General features: G+C 41.9%; 16 protein-coding genes. 11 read left to right on the forward strand and 5 right to left on the reverse strand.

Annotated features, from left to right (window positions below; genetic code table 11):
- The first annotated feature begins 135 nt into the window (after nt 1-135).
- From MSWHS_RS02540 to MSWHS_RS02565, 7 genes are all read left to right on the forward strand, one after another.
- A complete protein-coding gene (locus MSWHS_RS02540) occupies nt 136-2262 on the forward strand; it encodes an FmdE family protein (RefSeq protein ID WP_048158721.1) in 2127 nt (708 codons plus the stop codon).
- A gap of 432 nt (nt 2263-2694) precedes the next feature.
- Nucleotides 2695-3264 (forward strand): hypoxanthine/guanine phosphoribosyltransferase, encoded by a 570-nt coding sequence (gene hpt / locus MSWHS_RS02545; RefSeq protein WP_048125767.1) that lies wholly within the window; start codon nt 2695-2697, stop codon nt 3262-3264.
- Complete coding sequence (gene dph2 / locus MSWHS_RS02550; protein WP_048158722.1) at nt 3245-4252, forward strand: diphthamide biosynthesis enzyme Dph2; 1008 nt, start codon at nt 3245-3247, stop codon at nt 4250-4252. Before hpt ends, dph2 begins: the two co-directional genes overlap by 20 nt.
- Nucleotides 4253-4313: 61 nt before the next feature.
- Complete coding sequence (locus tag MSWHS_RS02555; RefSeq protein WP_048125771.1) at nt 4314-4907, forward strand: METTL5 family protein; 594 nt, start codon at nt 4314-4316, stop codon at nt 4905-4907.
- Between the two features lie 514 nt (nt 4908-5421).
- Nucleotides 5422-5832 carry a hypothetical protein gene (locus MSWHS_RS21140; RefSeq protein ID WP_231585543.1) on the forward strand — a complete coding sequence of 137 codons (411 nt, stop codon included), beginning with the start codon at nt 5422-5424 and terminating at the stop codon, nt 5830-5832.
- Complete coding sequence (locus tag MSWHS_RS21145) at nt 5829-6410, forward strand: exosome complex RNA-binding protein Csl4 (protein ID WP_231585544.1); 582 nt, start codon at nt 5829-5831, stop codon at nt 6408-6410. Before MSWHS_RS21140 ends, MSWHS_RS21145 begins: the two co-directional genes overlap by 4 nt.
- A 116-nt stretch (nt 6411-6526) precedes the next feature.
- On the forward strand, nt 6527-6805 hold the full coding sequence (locus tag MSWHS_RS02565; protein WP_048125776.1) for a DNA-directed RNA polymerase subunit L: 279 nt from the start codon (nt 6527-6529) through the stop codon (nt 6803-6805).
- Nucleotides 6806-7614: 809 nt separating this feature from the next.
- On the opposite strand, the gene MSWHS_RS19925 is transcribed toward MSWHS_RS02565, so the two are convergent.
- Complete coding sequence (locus MSWHS_RS19925) at nt 7615-7782, reverse strand: hypothetical protein (RefSeq protein WP_156148053.1); 168 nt, start codon at nt 7780-7782, stop codon at nt 7615-7617.
- 19 nt (nt 7783-7801) lie between these two features.
- Nucleotides 7802-7918 (reverse strand): PAS domain-containing protein, encoded by a 117-nt coding sequence (locus MSWHS_RS22175; protein ID WP_082088009.1) that lies wholly within the window; start codon nt 7916-7918, stop codon nt 7802-7804.
- Between the two features lie 328 nt (nt 7919-8246).
- Between MSWHS_RS22175 and MSWHS_RS21150 the strand changes: the two genes are divergently transcribed.
- Together MSWHS_RS21150 and MSWHS_RS02575 are read left to right on the forward strand one after the other, a co-directional pair.
- Nucleotides 8247-8486 carry a response regulator gene (locus tag MSWHS_RS21150; RefSeq protein WP_231585545.1) on the forward strand — a complete coding sequence of 80 codons (240 nt, stop codon included), beginning with the start codon at nt 8247-8249 and terminating at the stop codon, nt 8484-8486.
- Nucleotides 8487-8602: 116 nt separating this feature from the next.
- Nucleotides 8603-8968 carry a response regulator gene (locus tag MSWHS_RS02575; RefSeq protein ID WP_048125778.1) on the forward strand — a complete coding sequence of 122 codons (366 nt, stop codon included), beginning with the start codon at nt 8603-8605 and terminating at the stop codon, nt 8966-8968.
- 275 nt (nt 8969-9243) lie between these two features.
- On the opposite strand, the gene MSWHS_RS02580 is transcribed toward MSWHS_RS02575, so the two are convergent.
- Nucleotides 9244-10029 (reverse strand): winged helix-turn-helix domain-containing protein, encoded by a 786-nt coding sequence (locus MSWHS_RS02580; protein ID WP_048158723.1) that lies wholly within the window; start codon nt 10027-10029, stop codon nt 9244-9246.
- A 278-nt stretch (nt 10030-10307) separates the two neighbouring features.
- Here MSWHS_RS02580 and tnpA point away from each other — a divergent pair, with 278 nt between their 5' ends.
- On the forward strand, nt 10308-10769 hold the full coding sequence (gene tnpA, locus MSWHS_RS18815; protein ID WP_082088120.1) for an IS200/IS605 family transposase: 462 nt from the start codon (nt 10308-10310) through the stop codon (nt 10767-10769).
- Between the two features lie 594 nt (nt 10770-11363).
- Here the strand turns inward: tnpA and MSWHS_RS18310 are convergent.
- A complete protein-coding gene (locus MSWHS_RS18310; protein WP_082088313.1) occupies nt 11364-11810 on the reverse strand; it encodes a class I SAM-dependent methyltransferase in 447 nt (148 codons plus the stop codon).
- Between the two features lie 615 nt (nt 11811-12425).
- Nucleotides 12426-13361, reverse strand: coding sequence for a UDP-N-acetylglucosamine 3-dehydrogenase (locus MSWHS_RS02595; RefSeq protein ID WP_082088314.1), 936 nt, complete (start codon nt 13359-13361; stop codon nt 12426-12428).
- A gap of 1221 nt (nt 13362-14582) precedes the next feature.
- On the opposite strand from MSWHS_RS02595, the gene MSWHS_RS02600 reads away from it, so the two are divergent.
- Nucleotides 14583-16178 (forward strand): glycosyltransferase, encoded by a 1596-nt coding sequence (locus MSWHS_RS02600; protein ID WP_048125787.1) that lies wholly within the window; start codon nt 14583-14585, stop codon nt 16176-16178.
- Nucleotides 16179-16333: the final 155 nt, after the last annotated feature.

Here is a 16333-nt window from a genome sequence, read left to right on the forward strand (position 1 = left end):
TTATTTTTCTCTTCTTTTGTAATACTAAAAAACATAAAATTAAAATTTTGTCTTATTTGTTAAGCTATATTCTCTAACAAATACTATTTTGTTATAAAATTAACAAAATAATTAACGGGTAGTAGAGGAAAAAGCATGATTGGAATACGTGTAATTGCTAATCGAAAAATCAAAACAAAAATCATAGATTTTGTTTTACTGACAATACTTGTCTTCTCCCTTTGTTCCATACCGGGGATGGCACATGAATCTGATAACCAGGAGTTGATGGCTCAGGTTTTTGCCTTAGCCGAAGCAAACCTTGGAGATATTGGTCCTGAAGATACCCTTATTATTACTGATCTAGGATCTCCTGCAGAATCCTATGTTTTTCTGGACGATTTCTATTCGGAGTTTTACGGAAGGGAGTTACAGTATACAGAGAACCTGCTTGTAGTCCAGAACGCCAGGAATGCCCCTCTCTGGTTTGCTTTCTTTAACAAATCCAGCGGGAACTGTACTTATATAGAGGTTTCATACGGGGATGAGAATGAAATCAGCTATCAGGCGACCGAAACTATAGACTTCGATGAACTTTCGAAAAATAAGAAGTCCATAGCAGCCTGGAATGAAAAAGTAAGTACAAAGGTGTTTAACGGGCGCGAATTTGCCATCCTTACAATTTCCAATGCCTGGGCTACAGGAAATCTTGATTATGGCCTGATGCAGTGCCTGGAACTTCACAACCACTTCTGTCCAGGGGTTTCCAGTGGCTTTGTGCTTGCGAACTGGATGGAAGAAAATTACCCGCTTGAGGAAGGGGTAAGTTATACTGTTTTCTCCTGCCCTAAATGGTGCAAAGAAGACGTTTTTGTAAAGCGCTGGGATGCCACCCCTGGAAAAGGAGGTATCTTTGTCTCTGCGCTCACGGATGAAGAGATAGAAGCAATCGGGAACTCTCCTGCCGGAATCTTTGTGGTTACGGATAAAAATGCCGGAACTATGAAGGCAGTGGCGCTCGGATTTGACTTTGATGTCGTGAATGCGAAGTGCGGGGCAAAAGAAGGCGATCCTGCCTGGCTTTCGAAATACTTGATGGACCTCTGGCTCATGGACAGAGAAAACTGGGACGAGGAAGGACTTGTTACGAAAATCGCAGCCATTGACATTGATAAGGATACCCTGAGTGACATGAAACGGGCGGGTTCCAATCCCTATGAAGTTCTCGGGCTTCTCAACTCAACGGGAAATGTTAATCCTCCAGTTGATGATAAGGAACTGATGGATCAGGTCTTTTCCACAGCCGAAGCAGAGCTGGGAGCGCTTGGGCCTGAAAACACTTTTATATTGACTGATATCGGTTCTCCTGCAGATTCTGATTCTTTTCTAAATGATTTCTATTCAGAGTTTTATGGAAAGGAGTTGCAGTATACAAAGAACCTGCTTGTAGTCCAGAACGCAAGAAATGCCCCCCTCTGGTTTGCCTTCTTTGACAAATCAAGCGGGAGTTGTACTTATATTGAGGTCTCATACGGAGATGAGGATCAGATCAGCTACCAGGTGACGGAAAATATAGAGTTTGATACGCTTTCCGGAAGCCCGGAGTCCATAGCGGCCTGGAATGAAAAAGTGAATTCTGCTGTTTTTAACGGGCGTGAATTTGCCATCCTTACAATTTCCAATGCCTGGGCTACAGGAAATCTCGATTATGAACTTATGCAGTGCCTGCAATTGCACAATCACTTCTGTCCCGGAGTCTCTAGCGGTTTTGTGCTTGCAAACTGGATGGAAGATAATTACCCACTTGAAGAAGGGGTAAGTTATACGGTTTTCTCCTCCCCTCGCTGGTGCAAAGAAGATGTTTTCGTAAAGCGCTGGGATGCCACCCCCGGAAAGGGAGGGATTTTTGTTTCTGACCTGACAGACGAAGAAGTGGATGCAATTGGAAGTAACCTTGCTGGAATTTTCGTTGTCAAGGATAGAAATGCCGGAACTCTTAAGGCAGTTGTGCTGGGATATAACTCCGATGTCGTAAGTGCGAATTGCGGGGCAAAAGAAGACGATCCTTCCTGGGTTTCAAAATATCAGAAGGATCTCTGGCTTATGAATCCTGAAAATTGGGGAGACCTTGTTACGGAGCTCGCAGCCATTGATATTGATGAGGCTACCCTGAACGAAATGAATCAGGCAGATACTAATCCTTATGAAGTTCTCGGACTGCTCAATTCTGCAGAGGATGCAAGCTCCCTGAGTCTGGAATCCACTGAATCGGTAACTGTATAAGGACAACTAAAGCCTGAAATAGACTGATAATGGGATTTTAACGCCATTGATGTGTTTATTTTACCCATTTTCATCTTTTTTACCTTTTTTGTGTTTGCTTTCTCAGTTTTTATCTCAGTTTTTATTTTTTACTTTCTGCAATTCTCATATCTTTTATCTGTGTGTCCTTAAATTTATTAATACTGACTTAACTATTTATTTCTAAATTTCCTACACCCTGAATCTGAACAGGCTGGAATCGGAAGACCAAAGCTATATCAAGTACTTTGATGTTTTCCTGCATCAACCTCCCTTTCCCGGCAGCAGGTTTGTACGCTTATATCTGTAAACTTATATCCATACATAGCTTCGGGAAACAGTATCTGAGGGAGCAGGCTTAATTTTCAAGATTTTTACTTCCGGAATATTGAGACAGCCAGAAAGGTTAAAACCATGCTTGAAAGACTGAAAGATTCACTGATTAAGTCCCCTGTGATCAAGCGAGGGGAATATAACTATTTTATCCATCCTATTTCTGATGGTGTACCTTCCATCGATCCCCATATGGTAGAAGAGATTTCCGATTACATCGCAGAGATAGCAGATATAAACGTTGACACTATCCTGACTGTGGAAGCTATGGGCATCCCGGTTGCAAATGCTCTTTCTCTGAAAACCGGAATTCCTCTGACCATCGTCCGGAAACGGCCTTATTTCCTTGAAGGAGAGGTGGAACTTTCCCAGAGCACAGGATATTCGAAAGGTGTTCTCTATATAAACGGGCTCAAAAAGGGAGACAGAGTAATTATCGTTGACGACGTTATCAGTACGGGTGGAACGCTTCTTGCCCTTGTAAGGGCGTTAAAAAATATGGGTGTTGAGGTAACGGATGTAATTTCCGTTATAGGGCGCGGAGATGGCTATCTTAAGCTAAAGGAACTTGGATTTAAACCCAAGGTTCTCGTTACAATTGATGTGGGCGAGAAAGGGGTGGAGATTAAGGATGTCTTTGGGGATCAGTGAAGCATTCGATTTAAGACCTGACTATATAATCAGCGTAATAAAGGACACGAAAGCAAAGCTTGTGGGCTTTCAATTTCCTGAAGGGCTTAAACGCAATGGTCCGAAACTTGCGAAAGCTGTTGAGGAGGCCACCGGAGCTGAGGTTCTCATCTCAGGAGACCCCTGTTTCGGGGCATGTGACCTCGACAGAACTCTCCTTGACCACGTTGATATCCTTTTCCACTTCGGGCACGCGGAACTGGAATATGTCAAGCTTTCGGATAAAGTGTACTTTATCGAAACTCGCTCCTCAATTGATGTCCGGCACGTTGTTGAGAAGGCTGTCCCTGAACTTAAAGGACAGAGAATAGGGCTGATCACCACTGTTCAGCATGTCCATAAGCTTCCGGATGTATGCAGTGTGCTCGAGAATCAGGAAAAGACCTGCGTTATCGGGCTTGGGGACTCCAGGCTTGCCTATGCGGGGCAGGTGCTCGGCTGCAATTTCTCGGCAGCAAGGGATGAAGATTGTGATGAGTACCTTTATATTGGAAGCGGGGATTTCCATCCCCTTGGGGTATCTCTTTCCACAAAAAAACGTGTCCTTGCAGCTGACCCATTTTCCGGTGAAGTCCGGGAGGTTGACCCTTCAAGGGTTCTCCGCCAGCGGAGTGCGGTAATTGCAAAGTCTCTGGATGCGCAGGTTTTCGGGATCATTGTCTCAAGCAAAAACGGGCAGATGAGATTGGAACTTGCTTCTTCTCTCAAAGAACTTGCAAGGAAACATGGAAAAGAAGCTCACCTGATCCTTATCGACCTCGTAACTCCTGATCAGCTGCTTCAGTTCAAGGTTGATGCTTTCGTAAACACTGCCTGTCCACGGCTTGCTGTGGATGAAGTGGGACGTTTTCCCTCTCCCATGCTGACGCCACAGGAGTTTGAGATCGTGCTTGGAGAACGTGAATGGGAAAAGCTTGTGCTGGACGAAATTACCGAGGAACCCGTATAACCTTTTTCCAGATGACTGCATAACCTTTTACTGAATATAAAACACAGATTAATCAAAAGATATGAAACAGAGAAAACTTGAAATACTGCTCGAAGAGGTCGAAGGTTTTTCCGATCCCGAACTTGAGCTTGAGCAATACCAAACTCCTTCTCCCCTTGTTGCGGAAATACTCCATTTCGCTTACATGCAGGGAGATCTTGACGAATCGGTCCAGGACCTGGGCTGTGGTACCGGTATTCTTGCAATAGGGGCAAAATTTCTGGGAGCCGGGAAGGTTGTGGGGTATGATACGGACCCGAAGGCGCTTGAGGTTGCAAAAAAAAACTCCGAAAAGCTTGGAGTGGAAGTGGAGTTCATCTGCTCCGATATTACGGAAGTTTCAGGGCATGTAAAAACCACACTTATGAACCCTCCATTCGGGGCAAGAGTTAAAGGCAGGGACAGACCTTTCCTTTCGTCAGCGTTAAGAACAAGTGAGATAATATATTCCATCCACAACCGCGGAAGCCTTGCATTTATCCAAAAGTTCATTAAGCCTGCGGTCATTACACACTCTTACGTTGCGAAATTCCCTATTAAACGGACTTTCGATTTCCATCAAAAAGAAAGAGAAATTATTGATGTAGAGATTTACAGGGTTGCGGTTCATGAATAAAGCCTGTGTTCAGGAGTTATTTAAAGGCATCATGTTTTACAGCTTTGCATCTTCAGATTTCATTTTAAAAGGCGGAATTAATAACTCTATAATTCTATTATACCGAGAACAGGGTATGGTTCAGAGTATAAATCCGTGACACATAGAGCAAATCCATGGAGTAAACAGATAATTCGGGACCGATAATTTGGGATAGATTATCTGAAATAAATAAGCTGGATGGGTACCTTACAATAATATAATCTGTATGCATTGAAAAGTATGACATGCTTCAAGGGAAGAATTAACTGGAAGATATAGAGAAGGGAATTACTCCTATTTCTCTCGAAGATAAGTTATCTATGAGTTCAATTGCCGCCAAAAACTCTATAAAAATTACTGGAAAAACAATTATCAAAACTAATTATCTATATCCACTAATAGCGATAATTCGAATGAGGGATCATGATTAGAATCCGAAAAAATAAGACTACTAGGAAAAAATTAACAGGTCCTGGTGAAGGAAAGTCTATTGATGAAAAATCGGTCCCGCCAACTGGCGAAAACAGGGATCAGTCAAGGGATCAGTTTAAAAGCCAGCCCCGAGATCAGTCCAGGGGCTCGCAACGAGATCAGTCCAGGGGCTCGCAACGAGATCAGTCCAGGGGCCCGCAACGAGATCAGTCCAGGGGCCCGCAACGAGATCAGTCCAGGGGTCCGCAACGAGACCAGTCCAGGGGTCCGCAACGAGACCAGTCCAGGAGTTCGCAACGAGACCAGTCCAGGGGTCCGCAACGAGACCAGTCCCGAGATCATTTCAAGGGTCAGTCCCGAGACCAGTTCAAGGGTGATCCTAACAAAAAGAGAAGGTTCCCATATCCTAAGAAAACTCCCCGAGATAGGAAGGAAATGTCAGGTTTCAGGTCTTCTGTCGGAGAAACCGTGATATCTGAAGAAGAACTTGAAAAAGGAGATTTTGTTCTTCCGGGAGAACTTGTTGGTACTACGGAGGAATTCAAGCCAGGTCCCGGAGCAGCAGTAATTGCCGGAGATATTTATTCTACTGCCACAGGCAATGTACTCATTGACAGAAAAGCCAGGGTGGTCTCGGTTAAGCCAAATACTCTTACTCCAAATATTCTTAAAGTCGGGGACATAATTTACGGTAGGATCACTGACGTCCGCGAGTCCGGGGCAATGGTGGAAGTTGCAGGAATTGAAGGAAAAGAAAACAGGGAAATTGTCGGATCAAGGCCAGGAGATATCCACGTTTCAAATGTAAGGGACTCATATGTCAAGAGACTGTTAGATGAGTTCAGGCCGTCTGATATTATAAGGGCCAGAGTCATTGAAGTTGACAGAATGCGCCTTACCACAGCCGAAGATTCTCTTGGAGTTGTAAAAGCTTACTGCTCAAACTGCAGAGGCGAACTCGTGCCGGAAGGGAAAAAGCTTAAATGCCCTGTCTGCAATATGACTGAAACCCGTAAGATCTCAACCGGGTACGGGAAAGGAATAAGGTAAATTTCTCTTTCCCTATCTTACTTTATGCAGGTTTCGGCATTTTATGACGAATTATGCATTATTTGGCAGGCTGTTTATAGCTGGCTATATCATTCACCATTTACAGGTGGTCACCAATGGAACTGAACATCATTACTAAAACAAATAGCGATCTTGAAGTCGAGCTCAGAGGCGAAACTCACACCCTTCTCAATCTTCTTAAGGACCTCCTGATTAAAGATGACAGGGTTGAAGCAGCTTTTTACGACATGAAACACGTGAGCATTAGCGACCCTATCCTTTACATCAAAACCGATGGTACGGATCCGATTCTGATCTTAAAGGAAACGGCAGCAATTATTGTTGCTCAGTGCGATGAGTTTATCGAGATCTTCGGCAAGGCAGCAAATGCCTGAAGCCGATGTGCAGGACGTCTCTTAAAAAGATGTTTTGCTCATTTTTCTTCTTTCAGAAACTTTTTCCCGCTCCGTACTTCCATGTGAAGGCTACTGGATAGTATTTTCTTTTTACTTTCCTTTCCATTTTGTGCTTTTAGAACAATGAAATTCAGCTAACTCTAATTATCCAAGTTTATTGTCGGACTGCCTGTTTAGCTCAGGTTTAATTCATGATTTTTTCCCGTAGCCCTAAATGTAATTCTGAATTCCGTCCCCAGCTCTCGTTTAAGCTCAATATGTAATGGGACCGGAGTGAAGAGATTATGTTATCCAGTTTTGAATATTGGTCAACGGTAAGGGAGTAACCGATGGGCAAAACAAAGCCCTATTGGTTGGGTAATGGGAGCCGGATGAGTCGAGAGGCTCAAGTTCAGTTCTGAAAGGGTCTAGGGGTGAAATTCCCCTGGGTTACTTGCCAGTAAAAGGAAACTTTTACGCTCCGTTCGTTGGAGAGGGAAAGTGAGCAATTACTTTCTCTTATCCTACTTAGAAGAGGGAGAGCGAGTAATTGCTCTTTCTTATTTGACAAGCCCGTAAAAATGTTCTCTATATTCTCAATATAATCACTGATTGAAAACAAATCTACTATAATGTTGAAAATATTGGATAAATCGATAAATTAATTACATATTTATGTACATTTGCAGAACGTGAGTTATAAGCTTCTTCAAGCTCAGAAGTATGCGCTTTAACTTTTTCTTCTAAATTGTTATGTGTTTCTTTTAGAGCTTCTTCTGCTTTTTTGCTCTCGGTAATATATCTGATGATTAGACTATCTGCGGCTCTCCGTTACTATCCGTGAAAAGGGCGCTGCTTATCTCTCCAGTAAACGTAGTTCCTTCCTTGAGACTGTAAGTTAACTGGGCTTTTATTGATCCAGAGCGCATAAGTTTGTCTAATACGTCGGATACCGCAGGATCTTCCAGGTCAAACATCCCCTTGCACCCCCTCCGATCAGTTCTTTTTCTGCCTACTCAGCATCCGGTAAGCGACTGGATTAACTGACAGAATTTTCCCGTCACCTCTGGGGTCACTAAGGATAAAGGCATCCGTGCTGTGGTCGAATAACATGCGATACCGTGTTTCATTTTCCAGCAATCCAACGCCTACAAGAACATTACCTTTGAGATCATTTAGGCCTATAGGAACTAGATGTTTTTCTTCCTGATATTAACGACTGGACTGCCCTGAAGCAGCTGAAGAACGACCCTGATACAGCCCTTTCGTACTTATTATTTCAGTTACAGACAACAACAAGCTGGGAATTGCCCTTGGGGCAACTTATTCCTTTACAAAACCAGTAAAAAGAGTCGAACTGCTGGATTCCTTATAAGAAATCACAGGTAAGTTCAGGTTAGAAGAACCGAGGATTCTCATCATTGATGACTATGAGAATTCAGTGGAACTTCTGAGTACTATGATTAAACCTGAAGGCTTTGAGGTGGCAAAGGCCTATGGTGGGCAGGAAGGCCTGGACAGACTCTTTTCCGAGCAGCAGTCGGATATCCTTATTTTCGATCTGTTGATGCCGGAAATAAGCGGATTTGAGGTAGTTGCCCGCCTTAGATCAGGTGAACAGACAAAAAAATCTCAATTCAGTTTAATGTACCGCAGGCGAGTTAACCGAGAAAAATATTGAAGAACTGAATGACGAACTTAAGGGTCATCTTATTTCTATTATGAAAAAGGAAACTTTCGGAAGAAAAGAGTTAATTAATAAGATAAAACAATTAGCTATGCTGAAGAGGCGTGAAGATGAAAGAAATTCTTATTGTCGAAGATAACCCCATGAACATGGAATTGATCCTGGATCTCCTGGAGTTTTACGGACACCATGTAACGGAAGCTGAGGACGGGATAAAGGCTCTTGAACACCTTGCTGAGAAAAAGTTCGATATTATCCTCCTAGACATGCAACTTCCTAAAATGGATGGACTTGAAGTTCTGGACAGGATAAAAAAGAACCCTGAGACTTCAGACATTCCTGTGATAGCTGTCACAGCTCATGCCATGAAGGGAAGTGAAGAACACTTTATCGAAATGGGATGTGTAGATTATATTTCAAAACCCATAAATATCCACAGGTTCAGGTCCCTTATAGATAAATATCTGGGAGTATAAAGGAAAGACACAGAACAGCAAATTGGAACGCAAACCGAATTACAATATGATGTTTGCAGTCTAAAGAAATCAAAATTTGGAGAACAAAGAAAATCAGGAAAAGTAAACTAACATTGGAAAACTATTGTAGCCGGAAATACATTTTTTTCTATTTCGAGCTGAATATTTTTTCAGTCCCGTTTTCACTCAGTTTGATTTTCGTCTACATCCGGCTAAAGCCTTATGTTTTAAACAGATTCCGCCTCTGTCTTAAACATGCCATATTACCCGGTAAATTATATGTTGTCCAGTCGCCTGGACATATTTTTATAATATAAAAAAAGCTCTTCACACCATTTAAGTGCGCTTTCATCGAAGCTCATCAACCGCTGGTGGTCAAACTTTCCTTTTTTATCAAAGAGTACAAGAGAGCAGAAACGTTCTGTTACGACATCTTTAAGTGTCACATTTTTGTTACATATATAGACTTCCGTATTCTTTGATTCTACAAGAGTTTTCAGGTCTTCAAAATAATCCTTTTTCATTCTCTCAAAGACCGGCTCTGTAAGGATAAGGCACATCTCTGCTTCTTTTCGTACGAGCTCGGAATATATCTCGATATGGAGAGGATTAAAGTATGAAAGGAATATTTTTATATGTTTTGACGCGAGAAGGTTCTTTTTGAAGTCTTCGGGAACTTCGAAAAGCCGGTTAAGATCGACTTCAAGCATGAAGTAATTCCCTAGTTCATTAATCCTGTTAAGAAGATACTCGGGAATTGCGGTAAAATCATGGTTAATCCAGTAATCGTAGTTTTCCTCAAAAACCCTTACCGTATCAAGCAGAGGCTCCATCTTTTCTACAACGATTTCCCCCATATCCGAGAGCCTGTAGGTATTTTTCTCATCCTGAACGATCAGACGCCCTTCCTTTAATTTCTTGATCTGCGGCATAATTGAAGTCGAGTTAACGTTAAGGGCGGTTTTTATTTCGTCACCTGTCTTGGGCCCTTCTTCTAGAAGGAGCAACAAATCTTTCCTTTTTTCAGATAGGAATGCCAGGTCAATAAACGATATTTTCATTTTAATTCCATCTCCCCTAGAAGCTTCTTAAGTATGCCGGAGGAGTTCTCCAACATCTTATTTCAGGAAGCAATCTCTATTGGCAAAAGTCCTTTATTACTATGGGAGTGCAGAGGGTCACGAATACCCTGACCTTCAGGTCGGGGATGAAGTGAACCCTCGCTGGCTGTTTTGTATTCGCTTAAACTGTATCAATCATCGTTTTTTTGTAAAATGAGGTTTTTTGACACCATAGCCACAGGTGGTTCCAGCTACCTATGGCTAGGATGTGATAAGCGTTGGAATTGCGCAGTTTTAGCCATGGCTATGGTCAGATTACCTACCACATCGTGTTGGTGCCTAAGTATCGATACAAGATATTCTACAATAAACGAGTTAAAAAGGATTGCGAGTCTATATTCCACAATATTTGCACAGAGAAAGGCTACAAAATCCATGCTCTGGAAGTTGTAGATAATCATGTTCACCTGTTCCTGGAATTCCACCCAAGCACCTCTCTATCAGAGGTGGTTCAATACTTGAAAGGAGGTAGTTCTTACAGATTGTTCAAGCTTCATCCTGAACTGAGAACACGATATTGGGGTGGAAGTCTATGGTCAAGTGGTAAATTCTATCGATCCGTTGGAAATGTAACCGCTGACACAATCAAGCACTACATTAAGGAGTCGCAGGGAAAACCGAAAACAGAGGTTCAATCATATAGATTAAAGTCTAGGCAACGGAAAATTGACGATTTCTAAGTACCAGAATAACCGGGCGGGCGGCCCATCAGCATACCCCATCCTTTAGGTTGGGGTGGCCGCACGCAATTTGATTTTTCCCAGGAGAAAACTGCGAGGGGGACTTAGTGCAACACTCATGCGCTACTTTTCAGTTGCTTCCTTATATTATTTTCCAAAATTTACTTATTTTCTTAAAGTTAAGCTCTTTTTATCTGTCGGTTTCCCTTTCTCTTTGCTTTTTTTCTTTCTATCTTTTTTTTATTTCCTATCTTTCTGTTCCCCTTTTTCTTTTCCTTTTTTATTTTCTGCCTGTTTTTCTCATCCTTTTCTCATTCTTTTATTCTGATAACAAGGATGTAACCCACATATTTTGAGGTTTACTTTTTCGGAGCAGGATTTTTTTGCCTTCTCCCAGCCATTTGAAACTGTATCTGATCTTTCTGCCGAACAGGTAATACTTCCCCATTTTCAAAATCAGCTCTGCAAAATACCGGGCAAATTTCCAGGTCCCGCCCATCCCCCAATCAATGCGTTTACTTCTCCGGGTCTCGGAGAAGACCTGAACTTTCGGACATTTACGTCTTTGAGCCCGCCTTCTTGAAGTCCCCTTTTCTATTCTTCCGGTGTGGGGAGTGAAAAGGGAAGCTCTATAATTTCCCCGAATACTTTTTCTGCGTGAGCGATTTCTTCAGCGGCTTTCGGGGAAATCCTCTCCTCTTTGTACATTTCGTTGATTCCCATATAGCCCTCAGTTTTCAGGACCGGCGCAAATTCTTTGAAGGTCCTACCCCTGTCAAGGAACTGGGACACAAACTCGGTTATCACTGCGTCAAAAGTCCCGGCTTCGAAGGGCAGGGCATAAGTGTCCGCAACCCTGAACTCCACCCTCTCCGAAACGCTCTGTCTTCTGGCTCTTTCTTTTGCTTCCTCAATAAAAAGTTCCGCAATATCAATCCCCACCACATTGCAGCCGATTTTTCTGGTGGATGTAAAGCCGCCTGTATGATAATAGAGCATTCCCAGGTAACCTAAGAACTGTACATGAATTTCTCGATTCATACAGATCAAGCATTCTATAGCCTTTTCTGTATCAGGCAACAATCTTTTTTTTCAAATGGAATATCCTTTCCAAAAACCTAATTTATTTCGATGTTAATAAAAGTAATCCGGATCGAGAAATGGATTCATTTGCAATTTTTAAGAAATATATCTGTATATTCCGGTTTTAGATTGAAGCAATAACTCGTTAATCTCAGTTTTGAAATCCCATCTTCTGGTATTGCTTCTCTTCCAATAATTAAAGCCTGATTTCATACCATTTTGGTTCAAGTGTATCAATCTAGTTTCGTTTGGAGTACTTGACGACTTTTACAATGATTCACTTTACGTTTCCCATGGAATCCTTACCCTATCAAATCGTCTAAATTGGATTTTCAAAGTTATTCACATTGTTCCAGAAGCTTTGCACACCTGCATTACTGCTGATGCACATTCTGGTAGGGTTACCCCCAAATGGAAGGCAGCATTCAAGTAATCCATAACATAACTTCTTGTCGCACGGCATGAACGTGCTTTTCACACTTTTATTTTTTGTGCTTGTTATTCAAAGAATATCATGTGCTTTTTTAAATCCCTACTCTTTCCTTAACTGCCGTATTCTTTTTTCCACCAGTTTCATATCTCAATAATTTTTTCTTCTCTGTATGACTGGATTGCAGCCAGCGCCACTTCCAGAGCATGCTTTCCTTCTTTTCCTGAGGGTATCGGGCATGTTCCATCCTTCTCACAGCAGATAAAATGGAAGAGTTCCTTTTGCAAAGGTTCCGCTTTTTCTACCCTGGCTTTCTGGATCCATCCATCGTTATGGAGTTCCACACTTTGATCCAGGTAGTCCAGATATGCAACACCTTTCAGACCTACAGCAGTAAGCTTCCGGATTTTGTGAGGGGTAAGCCAGTTTGTCTCCACAAGCCCTGAGTATTTGTGGTTCAGGCGCAGGTGAATGGTCGCATGATCTTCAAAGGAATGAATATCTGAGCCCGCTACGGCATATACCTGGTTTATCTTCATTCCGTAGATGCAGGAGATTATATCTATATCATGTACCCCAATATCCAGGATTACCCCCACATCCCTTATCCTGGGATTGTAAGGGCCGACTCTTCTGGTTGAGATAGAGACGATTTTTCCCAGAGCCTCTGAATCGACGATCTCTTTTAATTTTAGTACCGCAGGATTAAACCTCTCTATATGCCCCACCATCAGATATCTGTCCATTTCTTCAGCAGATTCGATCATTGCGGCTGCATTTTCCACACTGTCTGCAATAGGCTTTTCTACAAGCACGTCCACCCCTGCTTCAAGGGCATCAAGTACTATGGGGCAATGAAGTGTGGTAGGAGCTGCAATACTGATTGCGTCAAGCTTTGTTTTCTTGAACATTTTTTTATGGTCTGCAAAAGGCAATGTATTGTATCTTGCTGCAAGCTCTTTTACCCTTGAAGTATTGGGATCGGAAATCCCTATCAAATTTACGTCTTCCATTTCACTATAAATCCTGACATGGTTCTCTCCCATGTAGCCGGTTCCAACCACTCCTACTCGTATCAATTTTACCCCCCACAATTACTTTATCAGGCTTTATTATCTCGATTGTCTGATATCCTGCAAAAAAACAGGATATTTCAACACAGATAGTATGTTATCTGTAAATAAAGATCAATTTTATCTGTAAATAAAGATCAATTTTATCTGTAAATAAAGATCAATTTTATCTGTAAATAAAGATCAATTTTATCAGTAAATAAAGATCAATTCTTGAACAGAATGACCTTGAGTTCTTACTGCTTTTTCAGATAGGCTTCAATTCGATTTTTCCATATTGTTCCTTTCATTGTATGGAAGCCTTCCAGAATACAGGTAAGTTAAATTTCAAACCCTTTTTTCCCCAATTGACGGCGTATGCCTTACCATTATGCCGTTTCCCTTTTAATTAATATATATTCTTTGTATGTCAGTTTTATCCTGCCATCAATATTTTTTGCCAGTAGACTCTGACTACGCGCATATATTGAACTCCTCTGCTTCATTTTTTAAAGCCTATTGGCACTTCTATATTTTGCTTGAATTCCTCTCAACTAAAGAAGCTCCTTTACTACTTCACGCGCTCTCAGAGTATGCCTCATGTGTCTTCGGTTAAGTGAGGAATCATGATAAATTGCACCTATCTCTACAACAGTTGTCTAAAATTTTAATATAATATAGGCTGAAGCAGAGTCTTGATTTTAGATAAAGAGGGCAAAATTTGAGAGGGCAAAGTTTGAGATCGATTTATGGTACAAAATCGATAGCTTTCGGGCAAGAAAATTCCTTAACTGATGACCAATGGAGTATGCCTATACAATGCGCTTCTTTACCACTTAATCTTATTCCCTCAGCTCTCTCCTTTCCTTATCACCGGAAGGATTAATAAGCTCCCGGTGCAACATTATTTTTCTTAAGGTTACTGCATGATATCAAGGAGCTTTTATGATGCTTATCTTTTCCCCGGTCTCTGAGATTCATGCCTTAATATATAACTGGGTTAGGACATACTATATGTCAGCAACTCTCTATTCAATAAATGGGGTATTCTCATAAGTTCTTAATATCTCATAAGTTCTTAATATCTCATAAGTTCTTAATATTTTCACGAATTATTTTTAGTCACATGTTATCTTTATATATATTTTTTGTACAATATCTTTTAAATGATAGCCTTTAATATTTTTGCATTTATACATATACAGGGGGTTATAGTATAACGCATATTCATAGGGGGGTGAAGAGGGTTTGTATTCAGCTCTTACACTTTGTTTTAATTCTCTAATTTCCGATCCTATCAGTATAGTTTCATCGCCATCTCAACTTTCCGATAGGCCTCTCAGGCACGAGTTTACGGTCTTGATTCCAGCTCAAAACGAGGAGGCTTCCATAGGAAGCAAGGTCCTGATTGCGGCAAGTTATGCAGACCGCGTACTCGTGATTGACAAAGGTTCTACTGACCGAACGATGGAAGTAGCAGCTCTGGGAGGGGCAAGAGTCGTCCCTTTGACCGGAGGAGAAGAATCATTAATAAAAATTCTTTATAGGGCATCCCTTGATTCAGAGCTTGTGGTTCTTATCTATCCTGAGTGCATGCAGGATATAGATCTACTGTCTCATGTTCTCGAGCCATTAAGGCAGGGGTTTGACCTGTCGATAGGTTCCTGGCCCTGCCGGATTTCCTGTGAACAGGAGACTGTCATGCTTCTGAACGGGAAAAGCACCTTTAAAGAAAAAATAGGCTTTCTTGCCATAAACTCAAGATCGCTTCAGAATATTAGTTCAGGCAAAGAGCATATGTCTTTGAAGTCCCTGCTTTCTGCTGCGAAAACCGAAGACCTTAAGGTTAACTACCTGAGCTTTGACGTTGATCCTGCATTTCGAAAGCTTGAGAGCGCCCGTATAGGAGTTGTAATACCTGCTTATAATGAAGAACTGCTTATTGGCGAAACCCTGAGTGGGATTCCAGAGTATGTTGATCGGATCTATGTTATCGATGATTGTAGTATTGACCGGACTGGAGAGATTGTAAAAAAGTTCGGAGACCCGAGAATCGTTTATTTGCGCCACGAGGTAAACAAAGGTGTCGGAGCAGGAATAATTAACGGGTACAAGCTTGCTCTAAAAGATGAAATGGATATTGTAGTAGTTATGGCCGGGGATAACCAGATGGATCCTGCCCAGCTTCCAAGATTGATCTTTCCGATTATCGAGGGATGGGCTGACTACACAAAGGGTAACCGGCTCCTTTCGGACAATTTTATGACCGGGATGAGCAGGTGGAGGTCTTTTGGAAACCTTCTGCTGAGTTTCCTGACTAAAATTGGGAGTGGATACTGGCATATTATGGACCCACAGAACGGGTATACAGCCATTTCCAGACAGGCCCTTGAGGTTATCGATCTGGATTCAGTTTACCCTTACTATGGCTATTGTAACGACCTGCTGATCAAGCTTAATGCCTTTGGAATGAGGGTCATGGATGTGGTAATCCCTGCCCGTTACGGCAGAGAAAAGTCATCCATAAAGTACAGCAAGTATATCCTTAAGGTTTCACCCATGCTATTCAGGGGTTTTCTCTGGAGGCTAAGGATCAAATACACGGTACTGGATTTCCATCCTCTGGTTCTGTTCTACTTCCTTGGAATGCTTGCCTTACCTTTGAGTGTGCTCCTGGGGTTCTGGGGACTTTTACAGCTATTGTTTCAAAACCCTCTACCTTCCTATTACCCACTGCTTGGTTTCTTCGTACTGGGTACCGGACTTCAGATGCTCCTGTTCGGAATGCTCTTTGATATGCAGGTTGAAAAGAAAAGGAATGACAGGGTAGGACTTGCTCGTTGAGGTTTGGAAGGAAAACTTCCAGACCTTTCTCTGTAATGTATTTTACTCAAAAACAATAGGATTCCACCTGTTTAACAAGGGCAAATACTCTGGGATCTTTTCTTTTTTGACACAGGTAAATCCCGGCAAGAACAAGAAGGCAGCTGAACGGATGA

Origin of the sequence: Methanosarcina sp. WWM596, from assembly GCF_000969965.1 — an archaeon.
Lineage (GTDB): Archaea > Halobacteriota > Methanosarcinia > Methanosarcinales > Methanosarcinaceae > Methanosarcina.

What these genes read in the sequence shown, in the direction of transcription:
- MSWHS_RS02540 (WP_048158721.1), top strand. Translation starts at nt 136, where the DNA reads ATGATTGGAATACGTGTAATTGCTAATCGAAAAATCAAAACAAAAATC.
- hpt (WP_048125767.1), top strand. Translation starts at nt 2,695, where the DNA reads ATGCTTGAAAGACTGAAAGATTCACTGATTAAGTCCCCTGTGATCAAG.
- dph2 (WP_048158722.1), top strand. Translation starts at nt 3,245, where the DNA reads ATGTCTTTGGGGATCAGTGAAGCATTCGATTTAAGACCTGACTATATA.
- MSWHS_RS02555 (WP_048125771.1), top strand. Translation starts at nt 4,314, where the DNA reads ATGAAACAGAGAAAACTTGAAATACTGCTCGAAGAGGTCGAAGGTTTT.
- MSWHS_RS21140 (WP_231585543.1), top strand. Translation starts at nt 5,422, where the DNA reads ATGAAAAATCGGTCCCGCCAACTGGCGAAAACAGGGATCAGTCAAGGG.
- MSWHS_RS02565 (WP_048125776.1), top strand. Translation starts at nt 6,527, where the DNA reads ATGGAACTGAACATCATTACTAAAACAAATAGCGATCTTGAAGTCGAG.
- MSWHS_RS19925 (WP_156148053.1), bottom strand. Translation starts at nt 7,782, where the DNA reads ATGTTTGACCTGGAAGATCCTGCGGTATCCGACGTATTAGACAAACTT.
- MSWHS_RS22175 (WP_082088009.1), bottom strand. Translation starts at nt 7,918, where the DNA reads ATGTTATTCGACCACAGCACGGATGCCTTTATCCTTAGTGACCCCAGA.
- MSWHS_RS02575 (WP_048125778.1), top strand. Translation starts at nt 8,603, where the DNA reads ATGAAAGAAATTCTTATTGTCGAAGATAACCCCATGAACATGGAATTG.
- MSWHS_RS02580 (WP_048158723.1), bottom strand. Translation starts at nt 10,029, where the DNA reads ATGAAAATATCGTTTATTGACCTGGCATTCCTATCTGAAAAAAGGAAA.
- MSWHS_RS18310 (WP_082088313.1), bottom strand. Translation starts at nt 11,810, where the DNA reads ATGAATCGAGAAATTCATGTACAGTTCTTAGGTTACCTGGGAATGCTC.